This is a genomic window from Aureivirga sp. CE67 (assembly GCF_015767245.1).
In the GTDB taxonomy this organism is placed as follows: domain Bacteria; phylum Bacteroidota; class Bacteroidia; order Flavobacteriales; family Flavobacteriaceae; genus Aureivirga.
Window position 1 is genome coordinate 39,892 of sequence record NZ_JADOTV010000002.1, and the last position, 25,357, is coordinate 65,248.

Genomic DNA, 25,357 nt, shown 5'->3' on the forward strand with positions numbered 1-25,357 from the left:
TTTGCTTTAAATTTTAAACAGCAAAAATTGTTTCTAATTCTTTTAAAGTAGATTCAGAAGTAATAATATCTTTGATTACTTCTCCTTTTTCTAAAACTACAATTCTATTACAAACATCTGTTACATGTCCTAAATCGTGACTAGAAATTAGAAGTGTAATGTCTTTATCTTCTACTAATTTTTGCAACATGTTTTTCAAACGAATTTGTGTTGTTGGATCCAGATTTGCAAAAGGCTCATCTAAAATAATAACTTCTGGGTTTCCAATAAGTGAGGCAACAATTCCTACTTTTTTCTGATTTCCTTTCGAAAGATCTCTTAAGTATTTTTTTGCTCCAAGAATTTCTTCATTAAAAAACTCTGAAAAAGAATTTAATAAATTTTCCAAATCTCCTTTAGAAACATTTCGAATTCCAGCAATAAAATCGAAGTATTCGTTTGGTGTCAAATATTCAATCAAGAAAGTTTCATCGATAAAAGAACCAGTAAATTGTTTCCAATCTTCACTTTTATGTACTTCAATTCCTTTGTTTGAAATAGTTCCTGTTGTTGGTTTGATTAAATCTAGTAATGAATTAAAAAGTGTTGTTTTTCCTGCACCATTATTTCCTACCAAACCAAGACATTCTCCTTTTTGAATTGTTAATTCTGGAATGCTTAAAACTGTATTTTCTCCGTATACTTTTGAAATATTATTTATCTGTATCATTCTTTTTCTATTTTATTAGTTTGAAAATGCTTCAATTGTAATATACTTTCTCTTGATATATAATTCTGCAATTTTTTTCATCCAGAATTTTTGGAAAATTAAACCTACAACTCCTAAAAACCCAAGGACTCCCAATCCGATATAAAGATGCCCGAATAAACTTCCTAAAGAAACAATTGCGACTGGAATACCAAAAGTTGGAATTCCCGCAAGCCATTGTGCTAGTCCTGATCCTTGATAATTAAAAGCTGCAGCTTTTCCTAGTTCTATTTTCTTTTTATTAAATGCTCCCAGAAAAAGAAGCGCAAAAGTATTTACTCCAATATTGTATAAATATGCTGCAATCAAATAGTATATATTCTCAATTCCAAAATACACATAAGGAATCGCTAAAAGGAATAATAGCGTTGTAGCCATTGTCATTAAATATCTTTTAGAATTCAAATATTGCTCATATTTGATATTTTGACTCATCAACATTTTGTAGAAAGAAGCATCCCAAGCCGGAATAAACTGTCCGAAATTTAAAAGAAAAGCTCCTGTCATTAATAGGAAAATCATCACATTGAAAAATGTCAAATCTGCATATCTTGGATTGTTTAAAAATATTAAACCATAACCAAGTAAAATAGCTGACATAAATAGTACACTTCTCGGGCGTTTGTTTCTCCAAATAAGTTTCACATCATTTTTGATAAAAGGTGCGATATTTCCAAATCTGTCCAACCATGAAAGATCTGTAGTTTCCACATCTTTTGTTCCCTTTTTAAGAGATTTATCTAAATAAAGTAGACTTCTAGTAAACTTGAAAACTACTATATAGGATGCGATAAAAAGCATTAAAGGAACAGTTATTAACCAAATATGGTTGTAAAATGATGAGAAAACCATTTCCGAATAAATTGTTATATCGAAAATTTGGAAATATTGTAGACCAAATAAAACAGCAACTGTACCTAATAAACCGAAAAAGAACTTATCATTTTTGTTTAATAAAAAGTTGATGGAATTATTTGTCAGAATTAAAAATAAAATACTTACCACCCATGTGATTACTTGTGTTGGCTCTAAATTTCCTTTATAAACTAAAAAGAAACTAAAAGGAACTAAAAACACAAAAGCGTAAATATTAAAAAAAGAAAATAGAGTTTTTCGGATTAAATAATGTACCATTTTTGACTTCTTGATGGGAAGAATTAAAAGTGGTTTGACATTCATTACAGGCATTTTTTGTAAGAAATATCGCATTAATAAATCCACTGAAATTACATACCACAAAAAAGAATTTACTAATGAAAAAGGAGCTCTCTCTGGGAAAAATTCTTCTAATATGAAATAACCTCCAAATCCCATTATTAAAGTTAAGGCAAGTATATACAAAGCTCCTAAAGACATTAAAATTTTTAATGCAATACTTTTTTGCCAGTGTGATGATCTGAAGAATTTTTTAAACTCTAACTTTAAAAATTTAAATTCCATTTTTTCTACTTTTTATTTATAAGTATCATAACATAATAAATTGTTACACGGCTTGTTAAAAAATAATTACTGTAAAATTAACGCAAAATAATTTGTAAGGTTAAAAAGTAATTATATATTTGCGTCATACTAACGCAAAATAAAACAACTATGAATCCACTTTTATTAACAGATGGTTATAAGTTGGGACATCATAAGCAGTATCCTGAGAATACAACATTAGTTTATTCAAATTGGACACCAAGAAAGAGTCGTGTGGAAGGAGTAGAGGAAGTTGTATTTTTTGGTTTACAATATTTTATCAAAGAGTATTTGATAGATCAGTTTCAGCAATATTTTTTTCAAAGAGAAAAAGAAGAAGTGTTGCAGGAATACAAAGATTATGTTGATGCTTATTTGAATGAAGATTACGATGTTTCACATATTGGAAAATTACACGATTTGGGTTATTTACCAATTGAAATTAAAGCATTGGAAGAAGGAACTTCTGTTCCGATTCGAACTCCGATGTTTACCATGAAAAATACACTTCCAGAGTTTTATTGGTTAACGAATTATTTGGAGACTTTAATTTCAAATTCGATTTGGCTTCCATGTAATTCTGCAACAATAGCAAGGAAGTATCATCAAGTTTTGTGCAAATATGCTTTAGAAACAAATCCTGAAGCAATTGATTTTGTGACTTGGCAAGGACATGATTTTTCGATGCGAGGAATGGCAGGAAAAGATGCATCAATTTTGAGCGGAATGGCACATGCTGTTTTTTTCAATGGAAGCGATACTTTACCAGTTTCTTATGCTTTAAAAAAATATTATCACACAGAAAATGTCATCGGAAGTGTAAATGCGACCGAACACAGTGTGATGTGTGCAGGAAACAAAGAAAATGAGTTAGAAACTTTTCAGCGTTTGTTGCAAATTTATCCGAAAGGAATTCTTTCTATTGTTTCGGATACTTGGGATTTGTGGAAAGTAATTTCTGAATTTTTACCAAAATTAAAACAAGAAATTCTTGAAAGAGATGGAAAAGTGGTGATTCGTCCAGACTCAGGAGATCCGGTTTTAATTATTTGTGGAAATCCAGAAAGTGAAAATGAGTTGGAAAGAAAAGGAGTCGTTCAGTTGCTTTGGGAAATTTTTGGAGGAATCGAAAATGAGCAAGGTTTTAAAGTTTTAAATCCAAAAATTGGAGCAATTTACGGAGATAGTATTACGATGCAACGAGCAGAAGAAATTTGTGAAAGATTAAAACGAAAAGGTTTTGCATCTACAAATATTGTGCTCGGAATAGGTTCTTTTACCTATCAATATAATACGAGAGATACTTTCGGTTTTGCCATGAAAACTACTTATGTAGAAGTAAATGGTGAGAAAAGAAATATTTTTAAAGATCCGATTACGGATAATGGAACGAAAAAATCAGCAAAAGGATTGTTGAAAATATATAGAGAAGAGGGAAAAATTTGCTTTAAAGATACTTGCACAGAAAAAGAAGAAAAAGAAGGTATGTTAGAAACAGTTTTTAAAAATGGAATTTTGGTCAAAGAAATGACTTTGGCAGAAATTCGAAGCAATGTCACCAGCGAAACTGTTTCTGTTTAATGTTTGTTTATTTTTATGAGAAGCTTCTAATTTAATTTAAAATTAGGAGCTTTTTCTTTTAATAAAACTTTATTTTAGAGCTCTTTTAAACTAAAAACATAACCAAAGATGAAAAAATCGCTATTTCTTTTCCTATTTCTTACTACAATTTCAGTTTTTGCTCAAAAAAATAAAGTTGAACCAGTAGAAATTTCTTTTAAAGATTTTTTGAATGCAAGAGATTTTACCGTTTCTAATAATCAAAAAGAAGCTTATTTTTCTTTACAAAGTTTGGATGAAAAGCAAGCAATAATTGTAAAAACAGTTCAAAAAAATGGAAAATGGAAAGAAGTTGAAATGGTTAATTTTTCTGGAGAATATAGAGATATCGAACCTTTTTTATCTCCAGATAATTTGAGATTATATTTTGCTTCGGATAGGCCTTTGTCTAAAAATGAGAAAAAAGCAAAAGATTTTGATATTTGGTATGTGGAGAGAAAATCGATTAAAGGAAAATGGTCAGCGCCAAAAAATATCGGAAAACCGATTAATACAAAATTCAATGAGTTTTATCCTTCGGTGAGTAGAAATAATAATATGTATTATACTTCAGATTCTTTAAACAAAACCAAAAAAGATGAGATTTTTTTGAGTAAATGGAATGGAAAGAATTATGAAAAACCAGTTTCTGTAGGAGAGAATATCAATACAAATGGTTATGAATTTAATGCTTTTATTGCTCCAGATGAATCTTTTTTAATGTATACAATTTATAAAGCTCCAGAAGGAATCGGAAGTGGAGATTTGTTTATTAGTTTTAAAGATGAAAGAGATGAATTTCAAAAACCAATTCATTTGAAAGATTTGGTAAATTCAGATAGAATGGATTATTGTCCTTTTTATGATATAAACACACAAATCCTTTATTTTACTAGTAAACGAAATGAAGTTTCTGCAAAAAAAGTAAAAAACCTTTCTGAATTTATGGATAATGTAGGGAAATATGAAAATGGTTTGAGTAGAATTTATAAAATCAAAATTGACTTAAAGAAATTAAAAGGATAAAGAGACAATATTTATTAGAATTTTTACGATTGTGATGTATAGAAATTTTAAATTTTGATTCTATTTTTTTGTTTAAAAAAGAATAACGAAGTTTAGAAAAAAATGAAAGATATATTTTTAAGTCGTTGATTTCATGTAGAAAAAACACAAAAAGTTTTGTCTTGGAAAAAAATCAAAATTTTAGTGTTTTTAAATTATGTTATATCTTTACCAGTTGATTAAGGAAAAATTAGTAAGAATCCAATCGTCATCAGAAGAATGACGTCTAAATATATAAATTAAACTATGGGTTGTAGTAGTTGCTCAACCAATTCGGGCGGAGTGCCTAAGGGATGTAAAAGCAATGGAAGTTGCGCTACAGGAAATTGTAGTAGCGAGAAGTTGCAAGTATTTGACTGGTTGTCGAATATGACATTACCTACAGGACAGAAGCCTTTTGATATTGTAGAGATTAGATTTAAAAACGGAAGAAAAGGTTTTTATAAAAATACATTGAAATCTCCTGTTACGATGGGAGATGTTTTAGCTGTAGAAGGAAATCCAGGATTTGATGTTGGAACGGTTTCTTTGGCTGGAGAGTTGGTACGTGTTCAAATGCGTAAAAAAAATGTTGCTATTGATGGAGAAGAAGTAAAAACGATTATTCGTAAAGCTTCGCAAAAAGATATTGATACATGGCAATATGCGAGAGGAAGAGAGATTGAAACTCAAAGAAAAGGGCGAGAGATTATTGGGAAACTTGGTCTGAAAATGAAACTTTCGGATGTAGAGTTCCAAGGAGATGGGAACAAAGCTACTTTTTATTATACAGCGGATGATCGTGTAGATTTCCGTCAGTTGATTCGTGATTTTGCGAGTGAATTCAGTATTCGTATTGAAATGAAACAAGTTGGTCTTCGTCAAGAAGCTGCTCGTTTGGGAGGAATCGGATCTTGTGGTAGAGAACTTTGTTGTTCTACATGGATGACTGATTTTAGAAAAGTAAATACGGCAGCTGCGAGATACCAACAACTTTCTCTGAATCCGCAAAAATTAGCAGGACAGTGTGGAAAGCTAAAATGTTGTTTGAATTATGAATTAGATTCTTACCTGGATGCTTTAGGAGATTTTCCGAAACAAGATGTTGTTTTAAATACTGAAAGAGGAGAAGCTGTTTTTATCAAAATGGATATTTTCAAAAAGTTACTTTGGTATACTTATAAAGAAGATAGATCAAAATGGTATAAATTAGAGTTGGATCAGGTAAAAGAAATCATTGAATTAAATGAAGAAGGAGAGCCAGGTTTAGCTTTAGATGAGTATGAGGAAAAAGGAGTAGAAGAATTAGAAAAAGTAGATTTTGAAAAAGTTGTAGGACAAGACAGCTTGACAAGATTTGATGCTCCAAAGAAAAGAAGACGTAAAAAGCCTTCTAGAAATAGGAAAAAACCAGCTTCGAACAATAACCAGCGTACGAATGGTAATTCTGAACAAAATTCTAAGAAAGAAACTTCTGGAAATAATAACAACAGAAAGAATGGAAATCAGAATAGAAATCAGAATAGAAAGACGGAAGCTAAATCTGAAAATGGAAATAAACCTGTAAATAAACAAAATGGTTCTGGAAATAGAAACAGAAAGAATCAGCAAAATGGTGGTGCTAAAAAGCAAAATGATGCGAACAAGCAACATAACAAAAATGGAGCTGAAAACAAGGTTGTAAAGAAAAATCCAAATCAGAAAAACCCGAACCAGAAAAATCCAAATCAAAAGAATCCGAACCAGAAAAATGCGAATCCGAAAAATAACCAACAGCAAAAGCAACAGGTAAATAAAAATTCGCAAAACAAGAATACACAAAATAAGGAAAGAAACGAGAAGCAAAAGCCAAACCCGAAACAAGCAAAGGCTAAAAATCCTTCGAGTAACAATCCTAAAGGTCCAGCAAATAATAGGAATAATAAGAAACCTATTCCTAAAAATACAAAGCAGAAGCCAAATCCGAATCCAAATTCTAAAGTAGAAAATGGAAATCATAAAGGAAATTCGGCTGCGAAGAAAAGACCAAATAGAAATAATAATAAACGAAGAAAACCGAATACTCCAAAAGATACCAATAAAGATGCGTAAAATAGTAATGATTTTAATCACAGGTTTTTCACTAATAGCCTGTGATTCGAATAGAGTTTTTGATAAATATCAAACAATTCCAAATAATGAATGGGAATCAGAAAATATTATTGAATTCGAAGTACCGGTTACGGATACTATTTCAAGAAATAATGTTTTTATTAATTTGAGGAATAATAAAGATTATAAATTCAATAACTTGTTCTTAATTACGCAGATGGAGTTTCCTAATGGTATGAAACTTGTAGACACGCTCGAATATCGAATGACAACAAGTGACGGACATTGGTTAGGAAAAGGAAGTTCGGATACGAAGGAGAATATTTTATTCTATAAAGAAGGTAAACAATTCCCTGAGCAAGGAACGTATAAGTTTTCAGTACAGCAAGCAATGCGAGAAAGCTCTGATGTTGAAGGAAAAGATCCTTTAGAAGGTGTTTCAGATGTAGGAATTCGTATAGAAAAGATTAGAAATTAATTATTATAATACACTTAAAAAAATGACAGAACAAGTAAAAAGTTCGCCAAACAAATTTAAAAAATACGTTATTTGGTTTTGGGCAATAGTAGCCAGTGGTATTTTTTCAGTTGTTTTAATTTTTGTATTAACATCTAATGGAGCTTTTGGAGAACTTCCAACATTCAAGTCGATTGAAAACCCTGATCGTAATTATGCAACAGAGATTATTTCTGCAGATGGTAAAATTCTAGGAACATACTTTAAAGAAAATAGAACTCCAGTTACTTTTAAAGAATTACCAGAAAATATAGTAGAGGCTTTGGTTGCGACTGAAGATGAAAGGTATTATGAGCACTCTGGAATTGATGCTTATGGAACGGTAAGAGCAATTACTAAATTTGGTAAAGGTGGAGGAGCAAGTACTATTTCGCAACAGCTTGCAAAGGGTTTATTTACTAAGAAGAGATCTTTAAGTACAATCGGAAGAATTAAGCAAAAATTAAAAGAGTGGGTTATTGCTGTTCGTTTAGAAAGACAATACACAAAGAATGAAATCATTACAATGTATTTGAATAATTATGATTTTAATAATTTGGCTGTTGGTATTAATTCTGCTTCTAGGATTTATTTTGGAAAAGAACCAAAAGATTTAAATGTTGAGGAATCAGCAATGTTTGTTGGAATGTTAAAAAATTCAACTTTATTTAATCCAACAAAAGAAAGAAGAAAAGATACTGTTTTACACAGAAGAAATGTTGTGTTAAAACAGATGGCGAAAGCAAATTACATCACTGAAAAAGAAAAAGATTCTCTACAAAAATTACCTTTAGGTTTAAATTTACAAAGAGAAGACCATAGTGATGGATATGCAACTTATTTTAGAGAGCATCTTCGTGCTTTCATGAAAGATTGGACTGCAAATAATCTTAAAGAAGATGGTGAAGAATATGATATATATAAAGATGGTTTAAAGATTTATGTGACGATTGATTCTAGAATGCAAAAGCATGCTGAGGAAGCAATGGAACAACACATGGCTAATCTTCAAAAATCATTTTTTAAAGAGCAAAAAAGAAATAAAAATGCACCATTCTATGGGATGTCTAAGAAGAAAGTAGATAAATATTTACTTAAGAAAATTCGATATACAGGTAGATGGGAAAGAATGAAAAAGAATGGTAAAACAAAGGAAGAAATTATAGCTTCTTTTAACACAGAAAGACCAATGAAAGTGTTTTCTTGGAATGGTGTAAAAGACACTGTAATGACTCCTTTAGATTCTGTTCGTTATTATAAGCATTTTCTACGTGCAGGATTAATGTCTACGGAACCACAAACAGGACATATTAAAGCTTGGGTTGGTGGAATTAATTATAAATATTTTAAATTCGATAACGTAAAAAGTAAAGGAGGAAGACAAGTAGGTTCAACTTTTAAGCCTTTTGTTTATGCTTCAGCAATTAATCAATTACAATATTCTCCTTGTAAAGAATTTACAAATGTTCCTTATACAATTCCAAAAGAAAAATATGGAATGGCTGATGATTGGACTCCAAAAAATTCAGATGGAAAATATGGAAACATTTTAACTTTAAAAGAAGCTTTAGCAGGTTCTGTAAATACGATTACAGCGAGATTAATTGATGAGGTAGGACCTGAAACGGTAGTACGTTTAGCAAATGATTTAGGTATTTCTAAAGAAATTCAACCAAATCCATCTATTGCTTTAGGAGCCGTAGAATTAAACTTATACGATATGGTCGGAGCGTATTCTACTTTAGCAAATAAAGGATTACGTATTGATCAAATGATTGTTACAAGAATTGAGGATAAAAACGGAACTGTTTTAGAAGATTTTATGCCAAAAACACATGAAATTTTAAGTGAAGAATCGTCTTATGTTGTTTTAGATTTATTAAAAGGTGTAACAGAATCAGGATCGGGAATAAGATTAAGAACAAAATATGGAAAATATCCAGATAATGTAGTTACAGGTTATCCATATGAATTTAAGAATCCAATTGCTGGTAAGACAGGAACAACACAAAATCAATCAGATGGTTGGTTTATGGGAGTTGTACCAAATCTTACAACAGGAGTTTGGGTTGGAGGAGATGAATATTCAATTCACTTTAGAGGAATAGCAAGAGGACAAGGAGCTTCTATGGCACTTCCTATTTGGGCTTTATATCATAAAGCTCTATATGCAGATCCTGAATTGAATATTAGTCAAGAAGATTTTGAAAAACCAGAAGAATTATCAATTGAAATAGACTGTGGAAAGAAGGATGATGTTGAGGAAGTCGAAGAGGATTCTTATGAAGAAGAAGATGATGATATCTTAAATGACAACTAAATTGACTTTCAAAACTAAAATATAAATGATAAATAAAGTAGTAAACAACGTTCAGGAAGCTCTTGAAGGTGTGGAAGACGGAATGACTTTCATGCTTGGAGGTTTTGGACTTTGCGGGATACCAGAAAATAGTATTACGGAATTAGTTCGTAAAAAGGTAAAAGATTTGACTTGTATTTCAAATAATGCTGGTGTAGATGATTTCGGGTTAGGATTATTATTACACCAACGTCAAATCAAAAAGATGGTTTCTTCTTATGTAGGAGAGAATGACGAGTTTGAGCGTCAGATGCTTTCAGGAGAATTGGAAGTAGAATTAATTCCTCAAGGAACTTTAGCAGAAAGATGTAGAGCTGCAGGAGCTGGAATTCCAGCATTTTATACGCCAGCAGGATACGGAACAGAAGTAGCTGAAGGGAAAGAAACTAGAGAGTTTGATGGAAAAATGTACGTTTTAGAAAAAGCTTTTAAACCAGATTTTGCATTTGTAAAAGCTTGGAAAGGTGATACGGCAGGAAACCTAATTTTCAAAGGAACAGCGAGAAACTTTAATCCAATGATGGCAATGGCAGGTAAAATTACTGTTGCAGAAGTAGAAGAATTAGTACCAGCTGGAGAATTAGATCCTAATGAAATTCATACACCAGGAATTTTCGTGCAGAGAATTTTTGAAGGAAAAGATTATGAAAAACGTATCGAACAACGTACAGTTCGTCCAAAAAACTAAAAAATATGGCTTTAGATAAAATAGGAATTGCAAAAAGAATTGCACAAGAGTTAAACGATGGTTGGTACGTAAACTTAGGAATTGGAATACCGACATTAGTTGCAAACTATGTTCCTGCAGGAATTCAAGTAGAATTTCAGAGTGAAAATGGAATTTTAGGAATGGGACCTTTCCCATTTGATGGAGAAGAAGATGCTGATTTAATTAATGCTGGAAAACAAACAGTAACATTATTAGATGGAGCTTCTCTTTTTGATTCTGCTATGAGTTTTGCTATGATTCGTGGACAACATGTACAATTAACTGTACTTGGAGCAATGGAAGTTGCTGAAAACGGAGATATCGCAAACTGGAAAATTCCTGGAAAAATGGTGAAAGGAATGGGAGGAGCAATGGATTTAGTTGCTTCTGCAGAAAATATCATCGTTGCAATGATGCACACAAACAAAAAAGGAGAATCTAAAATCTTAAAAAGATGTTCTCTTCCTCTTACAGGAGTTGGGTGTGTGAAGAAAATTGTAACAAACTTAGCAGTTTTAGAAGTTACTCCAGAAGGGTTTAAATTAATAGAAAGAGCTCCAGGAGTTTCTGTAGAAGAAATTCAAAATGCAACAGAAGGAACATTAATCGTGGATGGAGAGATTCCAGAAATGAAGATTGACTAAAAAAATATTTGATGAAGATAATTTCCTATAATGTAAACGGAATTAGAGCTGCATTAAAAAAAGGGTTTATGGACTGGTTACAGTCTGCAAACCCTGATGTTATTTGTATTCAAGAGACAAAAGCTCAAAAAGAACAATTAGATACTACAATTTTTGAAGAAGCTGGATATCCTTATCACTACTGGTTTTCGGCACAAAAAAAAGGTTATAGCAGTGTTGCTATCTTATCGAAACATAAACCAAATCATGTAGAATACGGAACAGGAATAGAATATATGGATTTTGAAGGTAGAAATCTTCGAATCGATTTTGATAACTATTCTATCATGAGTTTATACCTTCCTTCTGGAACAAATACGGACAGATTGGAGCTTAAACTTAAATACATGGCAGATTTTCAAGAATATGTAAATGATTTGAAAAAAGAAATTCCGAATCTGATCATTTGTGGAGATTATAATATTTGTCATGAAGAAATAGATATTCACAATCCGAAGCAAAATGCTAAAAACTCAGGGTTTTTACCTGTAGAAAGAGAATGGATTGGAGAATTTATCAATCAAGGTTTTATAGATAGTTTCCGCTATTTTAATAAAGAACCTCATAATTATAGCTGGTGGAGTTATAGAGCTAATGCACGTGCGAACAATAAAGGATGGAGAATTGATTATAATATGGTAAGTGAGCCATTGAAAGATCAAATGCAGAGAGCTTACATACTACCAGAAGCTAAGCATTCTGACCATTGCCCTATCGTGGTTGAAATGAAATCGTAACTAACCAAAAATTAATATTTAACAATGATTAAAAAACTAATAATCGGTACTCTAGTTCTAGGTTTAACAACATCTTGTGTTTCTAAAAAAGTTTATTCTGATTTAGAGAAAAAATACAACAACTTAGCAGCATCTAAGCGTAAGATGTCCAAAGAAAAAAAGGATTTGGAAGCTGAAAAAGCAAGGTTGAACAAAGAATTAAACGATTTAAAAGGTAAACACGGAGATTTAGCTAGTGCAAAAGACAATTTACAAAGTGAATATGATGCATTAAAATCTCAGTTTGATAAACTTCAAGAAGATTACGATTTATTAGAGGCAAAAAGTTCTTCTACAATCAAGAAGAATTTAGCAAGAAACAAAGATCTTTTAGCACAATTAGAAGCAAAAGAAAATGCTTTAGCTGAAGAAAATGCTCGTTTGAGTAAACTTCAAGAAGAATTAGCACAAAGATCTGCAAGAGTAGATGAGTTAGAAAAATTAATGGCAGCTAATGAGGCGAAAATGTTAGCTCTAAAAAGTGCCGTTTCTAATGCATTAAAAGCTTTTGAAGGAAAAGGTTTGACGGTAGAACATAAAAATGGTAAGGTTTATGTATCTATGGAAAACAAACTTTTATTTAACTCAGGAAGTTGGGCTGTTGGATCAGAAGGAAAGAAAGCAATTAAAACATTAGCATCTGTTTTAAGTGAAAATACAGATATCAATGTTTTGATTGAAGGACACACAGATAATGTACCTTTTGCAAAACGTGGAGCAATTTTAGATAACTGGGATTTGTCAACGAAGAGAGCAACCGCAATCGTTCGTGTATTACAAGGAAATGGAGTTGGACCTGAGCAGATTTCTGCCGCAGGAAGAAGTGAATATGTACCTATTGAAACAAATAAAACAAAAATAGGTAAAGCAAAGAACCGTAGAATCGAAATCATCTTGGAACCTAATTTAGATGAAATTTCGAAGCTACTAAATGAGTAAATTTTATGAGAAGACTAATTGTCACATTATTATTTTTAGGTACAATTTCAATTTATGCACAAAAAGATTCTACGAATGTAGTTTCTAAAAGTTCAGATCAAATATTAGATTCTGTATCGGTTTCAAAAGATAGTTTAGCATTAGCCAAAAATGATTCTATTCAAAATGCAATTTTAAGAAAAGAAGGTTTTAAAACTGCAGCACAAATAGATAGTTTATGGTTGGTAGAAATGTATAAATCGTCTTTATATGATACCGTTCCTTTTTTGATAAAGGATACAGAGATGATGCAATTTGAAGAAAAATTATTGACAAAAGAAGTTTTAAAAGAACGTTTGGCACATTTGAATAGTCAAACACCTTTTAAGATTGAATACAATCCGATTTTGGAAAATTTGATCAATAATTACTTAAAAAGAAGAAAAAGATCATTATCTAAAGTAATGGAAAGAGCACAATATTACTTTCCAATGTTCGAAGAACACTTAGATAAATATGATTTGCCTTTAGAGATAAAATATTTAGCAATTGTAGAATCTGCATTGCAACCAAGAATTAAATCTTGGGCTGGAGCTAAAGGTCTGTGGCAATTTATGTATCAAACAGGAAAACAATATGACCTGAAAGTGAGTTCTTATGTGGATGAGCGTTCAGATCCGATTAGAGCAACGGAAGCTGCTTGTCAATATTTAGAAGATTTGTATAAAATTTTTGGGGAATGGGATTTAGCTTTAGCAGCTTATAATTCTGGACCTGGAAATGTGACAAAAGCGATTCGTCGTTCTGGAGGTCATAGAAATTATTGGAATATTCGTAATTATTTACCAAGAGAAACTGCCGGATATGTTCCTGCTTTTTATGCAACACTTTATTTATTTGAATATAAAGAGGAGCATGATTTATTTGCAGCTTCAAACAAAGTAGCATTTTTTGAAACAGATACTGTTCAGGTGAAAAGATTTATTTCTTTTGAACAAATCGAGAAAAAAGTAGATGTGGATATTGATTTGATTCGTTATTTGAATCCGCAATATCGATTAGAAATTATTCCTTATGTAAAAGATAAAGAATATGTTTTGACTTTACCAAAAGATGCAATTGCAAGATTTGTTGAAAATGAAGCAGAGATTTATGCTTATATAGATGCAGAAGAAGCGAAACAAGAAAAACCATTACCAAAATATACGGAAATGGGGAATCGAATTCGCTATAAAGTGAAATCTGGGGATTATTTAGGTAAGATTGCGAAAAAATACCGAGTTTCTGTTCGGAAAATTAAACAATGGAATAATTTAAGATCAAATAATTTGAGGATCGGTCAACGTTTGACGATTTATCCGAGAAATTATTAAGAATAAAATTTAAAAGTCTGATTTATATTATAAAATCAGGCTTTTTTATTTATAAAAAATTGACTTGAAAACTCCTGTTCTGAATAAATTTGTATTTTTACCATCCTTTAACAATATTCTAACAAGAATGAAGTTAAGAAATTAGGTAAATACAATTATTTTGAAAAGAAGCTATTACATATATTTTGGTCTAGTTGGTTTGTTGGCAATAGTGAGTTGTTCTACAAGAAAGAATAAGTTTCTAAATAGACAATATCATGGTTTAACCACGAAGTATAATGTTTTGTATAATGGAAAATTGGCTTATGAAGATGGTGTAAAAGAATTAGAACAAAATTATTCTGATAATTTTTGGGAAATTTTACCAATTGAGCCAATCAAAATTGAAGAACAGTTGATGCCAACTATCGGTGAACAACAGAAAAATACTTCAAAATCATTTGAAAGAGCAGAAGAAAAAGCTGTAAAAGCAGTGCAAAAACACTCGATGAATATCGGAGGAAAAGAAAGAAATTCACAAACAGATGAAGCTTTTTTCTTACTAGGGAAATCTAGATATTATTCTCAGAGATTTGTGCCAGCTTTAGAAGCTTTTAACTATGTAATTAAAAAATACCCGGATGCAAGTTTGATCAATGAGACAATTTATTGGAAAGCTAAAACGGAAATTAGACTTAGAAATCAAGAACAAGCGATTTCTGAGTTGAAAAAACTTTTGGAACGAAAAAAACTTCCAGATGCTATTCGTGAAAAAGCAAATACAGCTTTAGCGATGGCTTATTATAGCCTAGATAGCGTTCAGCATACGATTGATTATTTAAAAAGTGCTACAAGAACTTCAGAAAATAAAGCACAGACAGCAAGGAATTTATTTATTTTAGGACAATTATACAGAAGCCAGGAAAAATTAGATTCTTCAAATAATGCTTTTTACAAAGTAGCTAAAATGAAGAAAATTCCTTACAAATATAGAATCAATGCTGAGCTAGAAAAGGTTAAGAATATTGATGAAAATTCAGATTTGGCTGCAGTAGAGAAAAAACTTAAAAAGTTAGAAAGAAATAGAGATAATCGCCCTTATTTAGAACAGATTTATTATCATTTGGGAAATGTTAAAAGATTAAAAAAGGAAGATTCTATTGCTGCAATTAGCTTTAAAAAAGGTTTAAGACAAAAAATTACAACGCCTTTTCAGAAAGAATTATCTTATGAAAAATTAGGAGATATTTATTTTGATGAAGCTAAGTATTCACTTTCAGGTTCTTATTACGATAGTGTATTGGAAATTGCAAAATATCCTAAATCAAAACGTGTAAGAAGAATTAAGAGAAAGAGAAAAAACTTAGAAAATGTAATCAAGTATGAGGAGCTTGCACATAGAAATGATAGCATTCTTTATGTGGCAAATCTTTCTCCGATTGAGCAACAAAAATATTATCAAAAATATATTGATGCGTTAAAGAAAAAAGAAGAAGAAGAAAGACAGAGACAGTTGAATGCAAACTTATATGCAGCTGGAAATGGAGGAGGATCTTCTATTGGACCAAAAGGAAAAGGAGGAAAATGGTATTTCTATAATGCACAAACAGTTGGTTTTGGTAAAGGTGAATTTAAGAAAAAATGGGGTACAAGACCTTTAGAAGATAATTGGAGACTTTCGGATAAGAGTATTATCAAACAAAATGATGTTGAAGATAACGAAGATGTAGCTAGTGCAGAAGGAGAAGCTAAGAAAAAAGGATTTTCAAAGTATGACGTAAACTTCTATATTTTCCAAGTTCCAGTTTTTGAGTCTGAATTAGATTCGATCAAAGGAGTTCGAGATGATGCTTATTATAATTTAGGATTGATTTATAAGGAAGATTTCAAAAAATATCCTGAAACGGTTCAGAAATTAGAAAAATTATTAGATTTTCAACCAAAAGAATTTTTAGTATTACCAACAAAATATAATCTTTATAAAACTTATCTTTTAATGGAAGATCAGGTTAATTCAGATAAATATAAAGAAGATATTACTAAAAATTACCCAGAATCTAGATATGCTTTAATTATCACAAATCCAGAGCAATTATTAGCTAGAGAAAATGATGAGTCTTCTCCAGAGAATATTTATAAGAAGATTTTTGTGAAGTATAAGAACAAATTATACACAGAAACGATAAAGGATTGTGAGAAAGCAATTGGTCAATTTGCAGATATGCCATTAATTCCAAAATTTGAATTATTAAAAGCATACGCAGTTGGAAAAAAACAAGGTAAAAAAGATTTTATAAAAGCCTTAGAGTTTGTAGCTTTGAATTATCCGAATACAGAAGAGGGTAAAAAAGCTTCAGAAGTAATGAAAATTCTAAAGGATAAAAAATAATTATTTTAAAACACAAGAAAATGTTTAGTGATAAAAAAGTTAGAGAAACATCTAGTAACCCCCAATCATTAGAAAGAAATACGATTGCGAAAAGTACTTCTATAACAGGAGATATCACGTCTGATGGTGATTTCCGAATTGATGGTTTTGTGGAAGGAAATATCAAAACTGCAGGTAGAGTCGTTATTGGAAAAGAAGGGAAGGTAGAAGGAACTATCACTTGTTCAAATGCTGATATTGAAGGAACTTTTACTGGTCAAATCAAAGTAAGTCAATTATTGTCATTAAAATCAACAGCAAGGCTTACTGGGGAAACTGTTACAGGAAAGCTTTTTGTGGAGCCTGATGCATTAGTAAATGGATCTATTGAAATGAATAATGGTTCTGTTAAAGAATTACGTAATGCAACAAAAGAAAAAACAGCTTAATAATTATATACGCTTTTCAGCAATGGGGCTTCAAATGGGAGTTACCATTGCTGCTGGAGCTATTTTTGGACAATGGCTCGATAAAAAATATCCAAATTCTTACCAGATTTATACCGTAATTTTTTCACTTCTTGCGGTTTTTGCTTCCATTTATAATATCGTGAGGCAAGTACTTAAAATAAGTAAAAAGAAAGATGAAGAAGAAAAATAATCTTTCAAACTTCCATATTTCAGATTCTTAATTGTAATTTTGTGCTCGATTTTTAATAAAAAAATAAAGAATGAAATCGCCATATCTACATTTACTAAAAACATTTTTGCCATTTGCAATTTTGCTTTTTATAGCACAATTTTTCATTGTTCGATCTCTAGAATTAGAAGATAAATTATTTTATTCAACAATTAGTATTTATTTATTTCACACAATTATTACTGGTTTAACATGTGTTTCTTTAGTTGCAATTCATAAAGTTGCTCCAGACAAAACTGGGTTAGGATATCTTGCAATGGGAGTTATTAAAATGCTTGCATCTATAGTGTTTTTAATACCTTTAATCAAAGCGGGTAAGGAAAATTATATTCCAGATGTCTTCGAATTTTTCATACCATTCTTCCTTTTTTTACTGTATGAAATGATATTTGCTGTAGGGATATTAAATTCATCAAAAAATAAAGCTGATTAAATAGTTTGATTTTTCAATTTATTATGTAGATTTGCACGGAATTTTAAAGGCATAATTTTTTACTATCTTAAAAATGATTATAGCAAAAAAATCTATCAAGACATTTATCCTATCAATGCTGCTATCAGTTTCATTAGTAGGATCTTTATTTGCTCAAGGGCATGGTGAAGAAACATCTCACGCAAATGACAAATCTTCTCACCATGAAGAGGAAAAGTTTAATCCAAGTGAATTTATCAACGATCACATCGCTGATGCACATGAATTCCATATCGCTGATTGGGGTGGACATGCAATTTCAATGCCTCTTCCAGTTATCTTATGGACAGATAATGGATTAGTTACTTTCATGTCTACAGAATTTGGACATGGAAAATATAGAGATGTAAAAGCTAGTGAGTTCACAAGAACTGATCACCACAGAAAGATTGTAGAAAAGAACGGAATGAAATTCGAAATGGTAAATGGAAACATTTATTATGCGGATAAAGTTGCTGATATTCACCCAGCAGACTTAAAAGATTTAGCAAAAGCTTTTGATTTTGGGATCAGACCAATCAACTTATCTCCTACAAAGAATGCATTTTCGATGGTTCTTTCAGTAATTTTCTTATTTCTTATTTTTTCAAAAGTTGGAAAGTCTTACAAAAAGAATAAAATGGCACCGAAAGGAATCGCTGGATTCATGGAGCCTTTAGTGATTTTCGTTCGTGACGATATTGCTATTCCAAACATTGGAGCTAAGAAATATGCGAAATTTATGCCTTATTTATTAACGATATTTTTCTTTATTTGGATTAATAACTTAATCGGATTGATTCCTTTCTTCCCGTTTAGTTCTAACCTTACAGGAAACTTAGCGTTTACATTTACTTTAGCATTTATCACATTCTTAATCACATCATTTAACGGAAACAAGAACTACTGGGGGCACATATTTGCTCCACCAGTGCCAAAAGCATTATGGTTCTTAATGATTCCTGTTGAGATTATCGGAATGTTCACAAAGCCTTTCGCCTTAATGGTGCGTTTATTCGCAAACATTGCGGCAGGACATATTATTATTTTAAGTTTAGTAGCTTTAATTTTCATCTTTAAGACGGTATTCATCGCACCAGTTTCTGGAGCGTTCGTAATCTTCATGAGTTTCTTAGAGCTATTAGTTGCTGCATTACAAGCGTATGTATTTACATTGTTATCAGCATTATTCATTGGTCAAGCTGTAGATGACCATCACTAAAAAGAATTTGTTTAATTATTAATTATAAATTTTAATATTATGGTTTTAGCTGGAATTGGTGCTGGGATCGCTGCATTAGCTGCAGGATTAGGTATTGGTAAAATTGGTGGATCTGCAATGGACGCTATTGCACGTCAACCAGAAGCTGCTTCAAAAATTCAAACTGCAATGATTATTGCTGCTGCCTTAATCGAGGGGGTTGCTTTATTCGCAGTAGTAGTTGCGTTAATCGCGTAATTATTTTTGAAAAAACAAAAAGGAACACACTGCAACGGTTGGTTGCAGTGCTCCTTTTAAAAGATTAAACAAATAAAAATTTTAAAAAATAGATACTTAAATATACAGTTATGAATCTTATCGCACCTGAAAGTTTAGTTTTTTGGACAACAATAATCTTCGTTGTTTTCTTTTTCATCTTAAAGAAAGTAGCTTGGAAACCAATTTTAACTGCTGTAAAAGATAGAGAAGACTCTATTAACAACGCTTTAGCTGCTGCTGAAGAGGCTCGTAAAGAAATGGCAAATTTAAAAGCTGATAACGAGCGTATCTTAAACGAAGCAAGAGCTGAAAGAGATGCAATGTTAAAAGAGGCTCGTGAAATGAAAGATAACATGATCAATGAAGCTAAAGAGCAAGCACAGACTGAAGCTACTAAATTATTAGAGCAAGCACAAGTTGCTATTCAAAATGAAAAGAATGCTGCTGTTGCTGAGTTAAAAGGTCAAGTTGCTGCAATTTCATTACAGATCGCTGAGAAAGTAGTGAAGTCAGAGTTGTCAGATGATAAGAAACAATTAGAATTAGTAAATTCTTTAGTAAAAGACGTTACTTTAAACTAATCTAACCAAAAAAGAGTAGAGCAGTATGAGAGTAGCACTTAGATACGCAAAAGCAATTGCAGGAGTAGCAGCAGAAAAAAATGCTACAACTGAAGTTTATAATGATATGAAGTTAATAGTGGAAACTATTAACGAAAGTACTGATTTACGTACGTTATTAAAAAGTCCTTTATTACATTCGAATGATAAAAAGGCTGCTTTAGAAGCAATTTTTAACGGGAAGGTAAATCAAGTTTCTTTAGACTTAATGCAATTATTAATTGAGAATAAAAGAATTGATATTCTTGACATAATCGCAGAAAGATATATTTCTTTAGCAGATACTTTAGCAGGAAAACAAGAAGCAACAGTTACAACAGCTGTAGCTTTAACAGCAGAGCTTGAAGCTCAAATCCTTGCGAAGGTTAAAGAAATAACTGGAAACGAAGCTACATTAGTAAGTATTGTGGATCCTGAAGTAATTGGAGGATTCATCTTAAGAGTTGGAGATGTTCAATTCGATGCTACAGTAGCAAGTAAATTAAAGGCATTAAAAGTAAAATTTGAAAATAATCGTTACACAGCATAAGTGTAATACTATTTAATAGCAAGATTTTTTAGTTTTTAAAAACAATTAAAATGGCAGCAATAAATCCAGCTGAAATATCAGCAATTTTAAAACAACAATTATCAGGATTCGAAGCTAGTGCATCGCTTGATGAAGTAGGAACAGTACTACAAGTAGGAGATGGTATTGCACGTGTATATGGTTTATCAAATGTACAATATGGTGAGTTAGTAGAATTCCCTGGAGGATTACAAGGAATTGTACTTAACTTAGAAGAAGATAATGTTGGGGTTGTATTATTAGGAAGCTCAACAGAAGTAAAAGAAGGAACAACAGTAAAACGTACAGATACAATTGCATCTTTAAATGTAGGTGAAGGAATTGTAGGACGTGTTGTTGATACTTTAGGAAATCCTATCGATGGTAAAGGACCAATCGCTGGAGAAACTTACGAAATGCCATTGGAGCGTAAAGCACCAGGAGTAGTTTTCCGTGAGCCAGTAACTGAGCCATTACAAACTGGTATCAAATCAGTAGATGCTATGATTCCTGTAGGAAGAGGACAACGTGAGTTAATCATTGGTGACCGTCAAACAGGTAAATCAACAGTAGCAATTGATACAATCTTAAATCAAAAAGAATTTTACGATGCTGGAAAACCAGTATATTGTATTTATGTTGCAATCGGACAGAAAGCTTCTACAGTAGCGGGAATCGTTAGTTTATTAGAAGAAAAAGGTGCTTTAGCTTATACAACTGTTGTAGCTGCAAACGCATCTGATCCTGCACCAATGCAAGTATATGCTCCATTCGCAGGTGCTGCAATCGGAGAGTACTTCCGTGATACAGGACGTCCTGCATTAATCGTTTATGATGATTTATCTAAACAAGCCGTAGCTTACCGTGAGGTATCTCTTTTATTAAGAAGACCACCAGGTCGTGAGGCTTACCCTGGAGATGTATTCTACTTACACTCTCGTTTATTAGAGCGTGCTGCAAAAGTTATCAATGATGACAAGATTGCTGCTCAAATGAATGACGTGCCAGATTCATTAAAAGGTAAAGTAAAAGGAGGAGGATCTCTTACTGCATTACCAATTATTGAAACTCAAGCGGGAGACGTTTCTGCATATATTCCTACAAACGTAATTTCTATTACGGATGGACAGATTTTCTTAGAGTCTGATTTATTCAACTCAGGGGTTCGTCCAGCGATTAACGTAGGTATCTCAGTATCTCGTGTAGGAGGATCTGCACAGATTAAATCAATGAAGAAAGTATCTGGAACATTAAAATTAGACCAAGCTCAGTTCCGTGAATTAGAAGCATTCGCGAAATTTGGTTCTGACTTAGATGCTGCAACAATGAACGTGATTGAAAAAGGTAAGAGAAACGTGGAGATCTTAAAGCAAGCTCAAAATGATCCATTTACTGTTGAAGATCAGGTAGCAATCATTTATGCAGGTTCTAAGAACTTATTAAAAGATGTTCCTGTAAATAAAGTTAAAGAATTCGAGAGAGATTACATCGAGTACTTAAACGCAAAACACAGAGATGCATTAGATACTTTAAAGTCTGGAAAATTAACAGACGAAGTAACTTCTGTATTAGCTAATGTAGCAAAAGAATTATCAGCAAAATATGCTTAATAAAGCTTTTAGTATTGAGTAGTAAGGTTCATTCCTTACTACTGAATACTCAATACTAAAATAACTCTATACTTATGGCAAACTTAAAAGAAATACGTAACAGAATCACATCTATTAGTTCAACTATGCAAATTACTAGTGCCATGAAAATGGTATCTGCTGCGAAGTTGAAAAAAGCTCAAGATGCAATCACAGAAATGCGCCCTTATGCTGATAAGTTAACTGAACTTTTACAAAGTTTAAGCGCAACACTAGACGAAAATGCTGGTGGTGTATATTCTGAGCAAAGAGAAGTATCTAAAGTATTACTTGTTCCTGTAACTTCAAACAGAGGTTTATGTGGAGGATTCAATTCTTCTATCATCAAAGCAACGAAGAAAGTTGCTGCAGAATACGCAGGAAAAGAAATTGATATTTTAACTATTGGAAAGAAAGGAAACGATCTTTTAGCAAGAGAATTTAATACTATCGAAAATAACAATGAAATTTTTGATGCTATTACTTACGAAAATGTTTCTGTAATTGCGGAAAAATTAATGAATTTATTCGCAGATGGTAGTTACGATAAAATAGAAATTGTTTACAATAGATTTAAGAATGCTGCCACGCAAATTGCTACTGTAGAACAATTTTTACCAATCAAACCAGTGGAGAAAGATTCTAATGTTGTATTAGATTATATCTTTGAGCCATCTAAAGATGAAATCGTTTTAGACTTAGTTCCTAAATCGTTAAAAACACAATTATTAAAAGCTATAAGAGATTCATTCGCTGCGGAACATGGTGCTCGTATGACTGCAATGCATAAAGCAACTGATAACGCAACTGAATTGAAGAATGAGTTATTATTAACTTATAACAAAGCTCGTCAGGCTGCAATTACAAACGAGATCTTAGAGATCGTTGGTGGAGCGGAAGCTTTAAATAACTAAGAATTTCGAGTTGTATTAATTTATAACTTTAAAATATTAGAAAACCCACAGAATATTTCTGTGGGTTTTTTGTTTTTAATAATAATCGTTAATTTTAAAGTTCTATGAAAAAATCTATCTTATTATTTTGTTTTCTGATTTCTATAAAATCATTTTCTGTTCATAAAAATGTTTTGAAAAACTTTAATTATGGAAATGTTTCAGGAGTTTATATTACCGCATGGAATAATGATGGAACTATAAATGACTTTGATATTTTGGTACAGTTGACTGCAAAACTTGCTGAAAAAGTTTCTTATAAAGATTCCATATTTTTAGATTTTAGAGATGAAACAGCTACTAGTAAACCTCGATATTCTGAAATAAGAAAAAATAATATAGCTTATGATAAAAAATATGGAATTACTTTTTGTAATTATAGTTTTAAAAATATCAATATTTGGGAGACATTGAAGCTTTTAGAATTTGCAATGAAAAACGATTTTAAAGAGCAAAAAAGAAAAGTAGTTAGATATGATGATTTTTATGAAAAAACTATTGTAGAATACTTTGGAATGACAGATAAGTTGATTTCTAAAATTAAAAATTCAGAGGATTCAAGAAATTTAAAAAAGTTGCGAAAAGAAAAAATTTCCTTTTTAGATGAAAATGGAGTTCAAGCTTATTTTCAAAATGAAACGTATTATTTCACCAATCAAAAAATGACTTTCCAAACTAATTCTTTAGAATATTTATTGACTTTGAATAATGGAATTATGATTTTTGATACAAAATCTAGTTTTGTTTATCTTAATCCGGAAATTTCAGTTATGAATAAAATTGAATTAGATTTTTATGAAGAACTTTCTGATTATCCTTTCTACCATTATTCCTTTAATATTTATAATAAAAGGAAATTAAAAGAAGGAGTGTTTATTTATAAAGTTATGGATTCAGAGCGAAATAGTTTTGTGTTTTCAGAAGAAAAAAATGAAATAATAGATTTTTATTTTAAGCCAAAAAATCCTTAAAATTCTATGTATATTTGGTTTTGTTGAAAAGAAAAAGAATTTTAAAATTTTAAAAAAAGAGAATGCAACAACCAAAAATCCACTTCGAGAATATTTTATTTTTAGATATTGAAACTGTTCCAGAAACAGAAACATTTGATGAGCTTTCAGATATTAAAAAAGAGCTTTACGCAGATAAAACTAAATACCAAAGAAAAGATGAAGAAACTCCAGAAGCGTTTTATCATAAAGCAGGAATTTGGGCAGAGTTTGGAAAAATCATTTGTATTTCTGTTGGGTTTTTTAAACAAAAAGAAGGAGATAGAAACTTTCGTGTTAAATCTTTTTACGGAGAAGAGGAGGAACTTTTAACAGAGTTTAAAAATCTTTTAGAAACGTATTTTGCACATCCTAAATATTTACTTTGCGCACACAACGGAAAAGAGTTTGATTTTCCTTACATCGCAAGACGAATGGTGATCAACGGAATTTCTTTACCTCAAAAGTTGAATTTATTTGGTAAAAAACCTTGGGAGATTCCTCATATCGATACGATGGAAATGTGGAAGTTTGGAGATTTTAAACATTATACTTCCTTAAAACTGTTGACTACGATTTTAAATATTCCTTCACCAAAAGATGATATTGACGGAAGTCAGGTTGCTGAAGTTTTTTATAAAGAAAAAGATATAGATCGAATAATTACTTATTGTGAAAAAGATACAATAACGGTTGCGCAGCTTTTATTGCGTTTCCAGAACCGTCCACTTTTAAAAGAACACGAGATTATTATTACATAAAAAATAAATAAAAAAAAGCTATGAAATATTCTTATTATAGTTTAATTACCATATTGATTTTAAGTTTATCCTCTTGTAAGTTTTATGGTCCTTTTCAAGGATTATATAGCTATCAAGAAAAAGTAGAAATTGAAAATCCTAATCTAATTCAATTTCCAAAATCTGCTATTTGTGAATTGGAAAATAAGGAAACACCAGTAATTTATAAGATTCATGGAGAGGAATTGAAAAGTTGTTTGAACAATTATGATAAATCAATTATTTACTTATGGAGTCCAAATTGTACTAGTGATGTTTGTATTCCTTTGGATTTAGCGCAAGATTATTGTGATCAAAATAATATAGAATTATTTGTGGTTGCTGAATATTATGATGCTAAAAAGATGAAAGAGAATTATACTATCGAAAGACCAATTTTTTCCATTGATACAAAGTTTTATAAAACAGATTTGACCAATAAATATCTAAGAGCTTTTTTTGAAGATGTGACGAATCAAAAAATGAAAGATTTTGAAAAGTTTTATTTTTTTGAAAAAGATGAATTAAAATCAAGCGTTGATTATTTGGAAAAAAACGATTATAAAAATATTTTTAACTAATGAAAAGAGTTTAACTTCGGTTAGAC

At 31.1% G+C, this 25,357-nt stretch carries 25 protein-coding genes; 23 read left to right on the top strand and 2 right to left on the bottom strand.

Going from position 1 to position 25,357, the window contains the following annotated elements; translation table 11 throughout:
* Window positions 1-13: 13 nt before the first annotated feature.
* On the bottom strand, window positions 14-709 hold the full coding sequence (locus I0K12_RS04170; protein ID WP_196885634.1) for an ABC transporter ATP-binding protein: 696 nt from the start codon (window positions 707-709) through the stop codon (window positions 14-16).
* A gap of 15 nt (window positions 710-724) precedes the next feature.
* Window positions 725-2,188 (bottom strand): DUF5687 family protein, encoded by a 1,464-nt coding sequence (locus I0K12_RS04175; protein ID WP_196885635.1) that lies wholly within the window; start codon window positions 2,186-2,188, stop codon window positions 725-727.
* Between the two features lie 150 nt (window positions 2,189-2,338).
* Between I0K12_RS04175 and I0K12_RS04180 the strand changes: the two genes are divergently transcribed.
* The 23 genes from I0K12_RS04180 to I0K12_RS04290 all read left to right on the top strand — a co-directional run bounded on the left by I0K12_RS04180 (window position 2,339) and on the right by I0K12_RS04290 (window position 25,331).
* A complete protein-coding gene (locus tag I0K12_RS04180) occupies window positions 2,339-3,790 on the top strand; it encodes a nicotinate phosphoribosyltransferase (protein WP_196885636.1) in 1,452 nt (483 codons plus the stop codon).
* A gap of 108 nt (window positions 3,791-3,898) precedes the next feature.
* Window positions 3,899-4,834 carry a PD40 domain-containing protein gene (locus tag I0K12_RS04185; protein WP_196885637.1) on the top strand — a complete coding sequence of 312 codons (936 nt, stop codon included), beginning with the start codon at window positions 3,899-3,901 and terminating at the stop codon, window positions 4,832-4,834.
* A gap of 285 nt (window positions 4,835-5,119) precedes the next feature.
* Window positions 5,120-6,943, top strand: coding sequence for a stage 0 sporulation family protein (locus I0K12_RS04190; protein WP_196885638.1), 1,824 nt, complete (start codon window positions 5,120-5,122; stop codon window positions 6,941-6,943).
* Window positions 6,936-7,421, top strand: a complete 486-nt coding sequence (locus tag I0K12_RS04195; protein ID WP_196885639.1) for a gliding motility lipoprotein GldH — start codon at window positions 6,936-6,938, stop codon at window positions 7,419-7,421. The genes I0K12_RS04190 and I0K12_RS04195 overlap by 8 nt, the downstream gene beginning before the upstream one ends.
* 22 nt (window positions 7,422-7,443) lie before the next feature.
* Window positions 7,444-9,759 (top strand): transglycosylase domain-containing protein, encoded by a 2,316-nt coding sequence (locus tag I0K12_RS04200; RefSeq protein WP_196885640.1) that lies wholly within the window; start codon window positions 7,444-7,446, stop codon window positions 9,757-9,759.
* 25 nt (window positions 9,760-9,784) lie between these two features.
* Complete coding sequence (locus I0K12_RS04205) at window positions 9,785-10,486, top strand: CoA transferase subunit A (protein ID WP_196885641.1); 702 nt, start codon at window positions 9,785-9,787, stop codon at window positions 10,484-10,486.
* A 5-nt stretch (window positions 10,487-10,491) separates the two neighbouring features.
* The gene (locus I0K12_RS04210; RefSeq protein ID WP_196885642.1) at window positions 10,492-11,151 is read left to right on the top strand and encodes a CoA transferase subunit B; all 660 of its coding nucleotides are present in this window, start codon (window positions 10,492-10,494) and stop codon (window positions 11,149-11,151) included.
* 11 nt (window positions 11,152-11,162) lie between these two features.
* A complete protein-coding gene (locus I0K12_RS04215; RefSeq protein WP_196885643.1) occupies window positions 11,163-11,927 on the top strand; it encodes an exodeoxyribonuclease III in 765 nt (254 codons plus the stop codon).
* A 24-nt stretch (window positions 11,928-11,951) separates the two neighbouring features.
* Window positions 11,952-12,905, top strand: a complete 954-nt coding sequence (locus I0K12_RS04220; protein ID WP_196885644.1) for a flagellar motor protein MotB — start codon at window positions 11,952-11,954, stop codon at window positions 12,903-12,905.
* 5 nt (window positions 12,906-12,910) lie between these two features.
* Complete coding sequence (locus tag I0K12_RS04225) at window positions 12,911-14,257, top strand: lytic transglycosylase domain-containing protein (protein ID WP_196885645.1); 1,347 nt, start codon at window positions 12,911-12,913, stop codon at window positions 14,255-14,257.
* 160 nt (window positions 14,258-14,417) lie between these two features.
* Window positions 14,418-16,625 carry a tetratricopeptide repeat protein gene (locus tag I0K12_RS04230; protein ID WP_196885646.1) on the top strand — a complete coding sequence of 736 codons (2,208 nt, stop codon included), beginning with the start codon at window positions 14,418-14,420 and terminating at the stop codon, window positions 16,623-16,625.
* Between the two features lie 20 nt (window positions 16,626-16,645).
* A complete protein-coding gene (locus tag I0K12_RS04235; protein ID WP_196885647.1) occupies window positions 16,646-17,053 on the top strand; it encodes a polymer-forming cytoskeletal protein in 408 nt (135 codons plus the stop codon).
* Entirely contained in the window at window positions 17,028-17,264 is a 237-nt protein-coding gene (locus I0K12_RS04240; protein ID WP_196885648.1) for an AtpZ/AtpI family protein, read from the top strand. Before I0K12_RS04235 ends, I0K12_RS04240 begins: the two co-directional genes overlap by 26 nt.
* A 70-nt stretch (window positions 17,265-17,334) precedes the next feature.
* The gene (locus I0K12_RS04245) at window positions 17,335-17,736 is read left to right on the top strand and encodes a DUF6168 family protein (RefSeq protein WP_196885649.1); all 402 of its coding nucleotides are present in this window, start codon (window positions 17,335-17,337) and stop codon (window positions 17,734-17,736) included.
* A 73-nt stretch (window positions 17,737-17,809) separates the two neighbouring features.
* Entirely contained in the window at window positions 17,810-18,976 is a 1,167-nt protein-coding gene (atpB, locus tag I0K12_RS04250; protein ID WP_196885650.1) for a F0F1 ATP synthase subunit A, read from the top strand.
* A gap of 39 nt (window positions 18,977-19,015) precedes the next feature.
* Complete coding sequence (atpE, locus tag I0K12_RS04255; protein ID WP_196885651.1) at window positions 19,016-19,213, top strand: ATP synthase F0 subunit C; 198 nt, start codon at window positions 19,016-19,018, stop codon at window positions 19,211-19,213.
* 110 nt (window positions 19,214-19,323) lie between these two features.
* Window positions 19,324-19,815: a F0F1 ATP synthase subunit B gene (locus I0K12_RS04260; protein ID WP_196885652.1), complete on the top strand. Its 492-nt coding sequence runs from the start codon at window positions 19,324-19,326 to the stop codon at window positions 19,813-19,815.
* A 25-nt stretch (window positions 19,816-19,840) separates the two neighbouring features.
* Complete coding sequence (gene atpH, locus I0K12_RS04265) at window positions 19,841-20,383, top strand: ATP synthase F1 subunit delta (RefSeq protein WP_196885653.1); 543 nt, start codon at window positions 19,841-19,843, stop codon at window positions 20,381-20,383.
* A gap of 50 nt (window positions 20,384-20,433) precedes the next feature.
* Entirely contained in the window at window positions 20,434-22,011 is a 1,578-nt protein-coding gene (gene atpA / locus I0K12_RS04270) for a F0F1 ATP synthase subunit alpha (protein ID WP_196885654.1), read from the top strand.
* 74 nt (window positions 22,012-22,085) lie between these two features.
* Complete coding sequence (gene atpG, locus I0K12_RS04275; RefSeq protein ID WP_196885655.1) at window positions 22,086-22,943, top strand: ATP synthase F1 subunit gamma; 858 nt, start codon at window positions 22,086-22,088, stop codon at window positions 22,941-22,943.
* Between the two features lie 104 nt (window positions 22,944-23,047).
* Window positions 23,048-23,953: a hypothetical protein gene (locus I0K12_RS04280; RefSeq protein WP_196885656.1), complete on the top strand. Its 906-nt coding sequence runs from the start codon at window positions 23,048-23,050 to the stop codon at window positions 23,951-23,953.
* Window positions 23,954-24,015: 62 nt separating this feature from the next.
* Entirely contained in the window at window positions 24,016-24,732 is a 717-nt protein-coding gene (locus I0K12_RS04285; protein WP_196885657.1) for a 3'-5' exonuclease, read from the top strand.
* Window positions 24,733-24,752: 20 nt separating this feature from the next.
* A complete protein-coding gene (locus I0K12_RS04290; RefSeq protein WP_196885658.1) occupies window positions 24,753-25,331 on the top strand; it encodes a hypothetical protein in 579 nt (192 codons plus the stop codon).
* The last annotated feature ends 26 nt before the right edge of the window (window positions 25,332-25,357 follow it).

What these genes read in the sequence shown, in the direction of transcription:
- I0K12_RS04260 (WP_196885652.1), top strand. Translation starts at nt 19,324, where the DNA reads ATGAATCTTATCGCACCTGAAAGTTTAGTTTTTTGGACAACAATAATC.
- I0K12_RS04195 (WP_196885639.1), top strand. Translation starts at nt 6,936, where the DNA reads ATGCGTAAAATAGTAATGATTTTAATCACAGGTTTTTCACTAATAGCC.
- I0K12_RS04290 (WP_196885658.1), top strand. Translation starts at nt 24,753, where the DNA reads ATGAAATATTCTTATTATAGTTTAATTACCATATTGATTTTAAGTTTA.
- I0K12_RS04225 (WP_196885645.1), top strand. Translation starts at nt 12,911, where the DNA reads ATGAGAAGACTAATTGTCACATTATTATTTTTAGGTACAATTTCAATT.
- I0K12_RS04220 (WP_196885644.1), top strand. Translation starts at nt 11,952, where the DNA reads ATGATTAAAAAACTAATAATCGGTACTCTAGTTCTAGGTTTAACAACA.
- atpA (WP_196885654.1), top strand. Translation starts at nt 20,434, where the DNA reads ATGGCAGCAATAAATCCAGCTGAAATATCAGCAATTTTAAAACAACAA.
- I0K12_RS04245 (WP_196885649.1), top strand. Translation starts at nt 17,335, where the DNA reads ATGAAATCGCCATATCTACATTTACTAAAAACATTTTTGCCATTTGCA.
- atpH (WP_196885653.1), top strand. Translation starts at nt 19,841, where the DNA reads ATGAGAGTAGCACTTAGATACGCAAAAGCAATTGCAGGAGTAGCAGCA.
- atpG (WP_196885655.1), top strand. Translation starts at nt 22,086, where the DNA reads ATGGCAAACTTAAAAGAAATACGTAACAGAATCACATCTATTAGTTCA.
- I0K12_RS04210 (WP_196885642.1), top strand. Translation starts at nt 10,492, where the DNA reads ATGGCTTTAGATAAAATAGGAATTGCAAAAAGAATTGCACAAGAGTTA.
- I0K12_RS04190 (WP_196885638.1), top strand. Translation starts at nt 5,120, where the DNA reads ATGGGTTGTAGTAGTTGCTCAACCAATTCGGGCGGAGTGCCTAAGGGA.
- I0K12_RS04215 (WP_196885643.1), top strand. Translation starts at nt 11,163, where the DNA reads ATGAAGATAATTTCCTATAATGTAAACGGAATTAGAGCTGCATTAAAA.
- atpB (WP_196885650.1), top strand. Translation starts at nt 17,810, where the DNA reads ATGATTATAGCAAAAAAATCTATCAAGACATTTATCCTATCAATGCTG.
- I0K12_RS04185 (WP_196885637.1), top strand. Translation starts at nt 3,899, where the DNA reads ATGAAAAAATCGCTATTTCTTTTCCTATTTCTTACTACAATTTCAGTT.
- I0K12_RS04235 (WP_196885647.1), top strand. Translation starts at nt 16,646, where the DNA reads ATGTTTAGTGATAAAAAAGTTAGAGAAACATCTAGTAACCCCCAATCA.
- I0K12_RS04170 (WP_196885634.1), bottom strand. Translation starts at nt 709, where the DNA reads ATGATACAGATAAATAATATTTCAAAAGTATACGGAGAAAATACAGTT.
- I0K12_RS04180 (WP_196885636.1), top strand. Translation starts at nt 2,339, where the DNA reads ATGAATCCACTTTTATTAACAGATGGTTATAAGTTGGGACATCATAAG.
- atpE (WP_196885651.1), top strand. Translation starts at nt 19,016, where the DNA reads ATGGTTTTAGCTGGAATTGGTGCTGGGATCGCTGCATTAGCTGCAGGA.
- I0K12_RS04205 (WP_196885641.1), top strand. Translation starts at nt 9,785, where the DNA reads ATGATAAATAAAGTAGTAAACAACGTTCAGGAAGCTCTTGAAGGTGTG.
- I0K12_RS04175 (WP_196885635.1), bottom strand. Translation starts at nt 2,188, where the DNA reads ATGGAATTTAAATTTTTAAAGTTAGAGTTTAAAAAATTCTTCAGATCA.
- I0K12_RS04280 (WP_196885656.1), top strand. Translation starts at nt 23,048, where the DNA reads ATGAAAAAATCTATCTTATTATTTTGTTTTCTGATTTCTATAAAATCA.
- I0K12_RS04285 (WP_196885657.1), top strand. Translation starts at nt 24,016, where the DNA reads ATGCAACAACCAAAAATCCACTTCGAGAATATTTTATTTTTAGATATT.
- I0K12_RS04200 (WP_196885640.1), top strand. Translation starts at nt 7,444, where the DNA reads ATGACAGAACAAGTAAAAAGTTCGCCAAACAAATTTAAAAAATACGTT.
- I0K12_RS04240 (WP_196885648.1), top strand. Translation starts at nt 17,028, where the DNA reads ATGCAACAAAAGAAAAAACAGCTTAATAATTATATACGCTTTTCAGCA.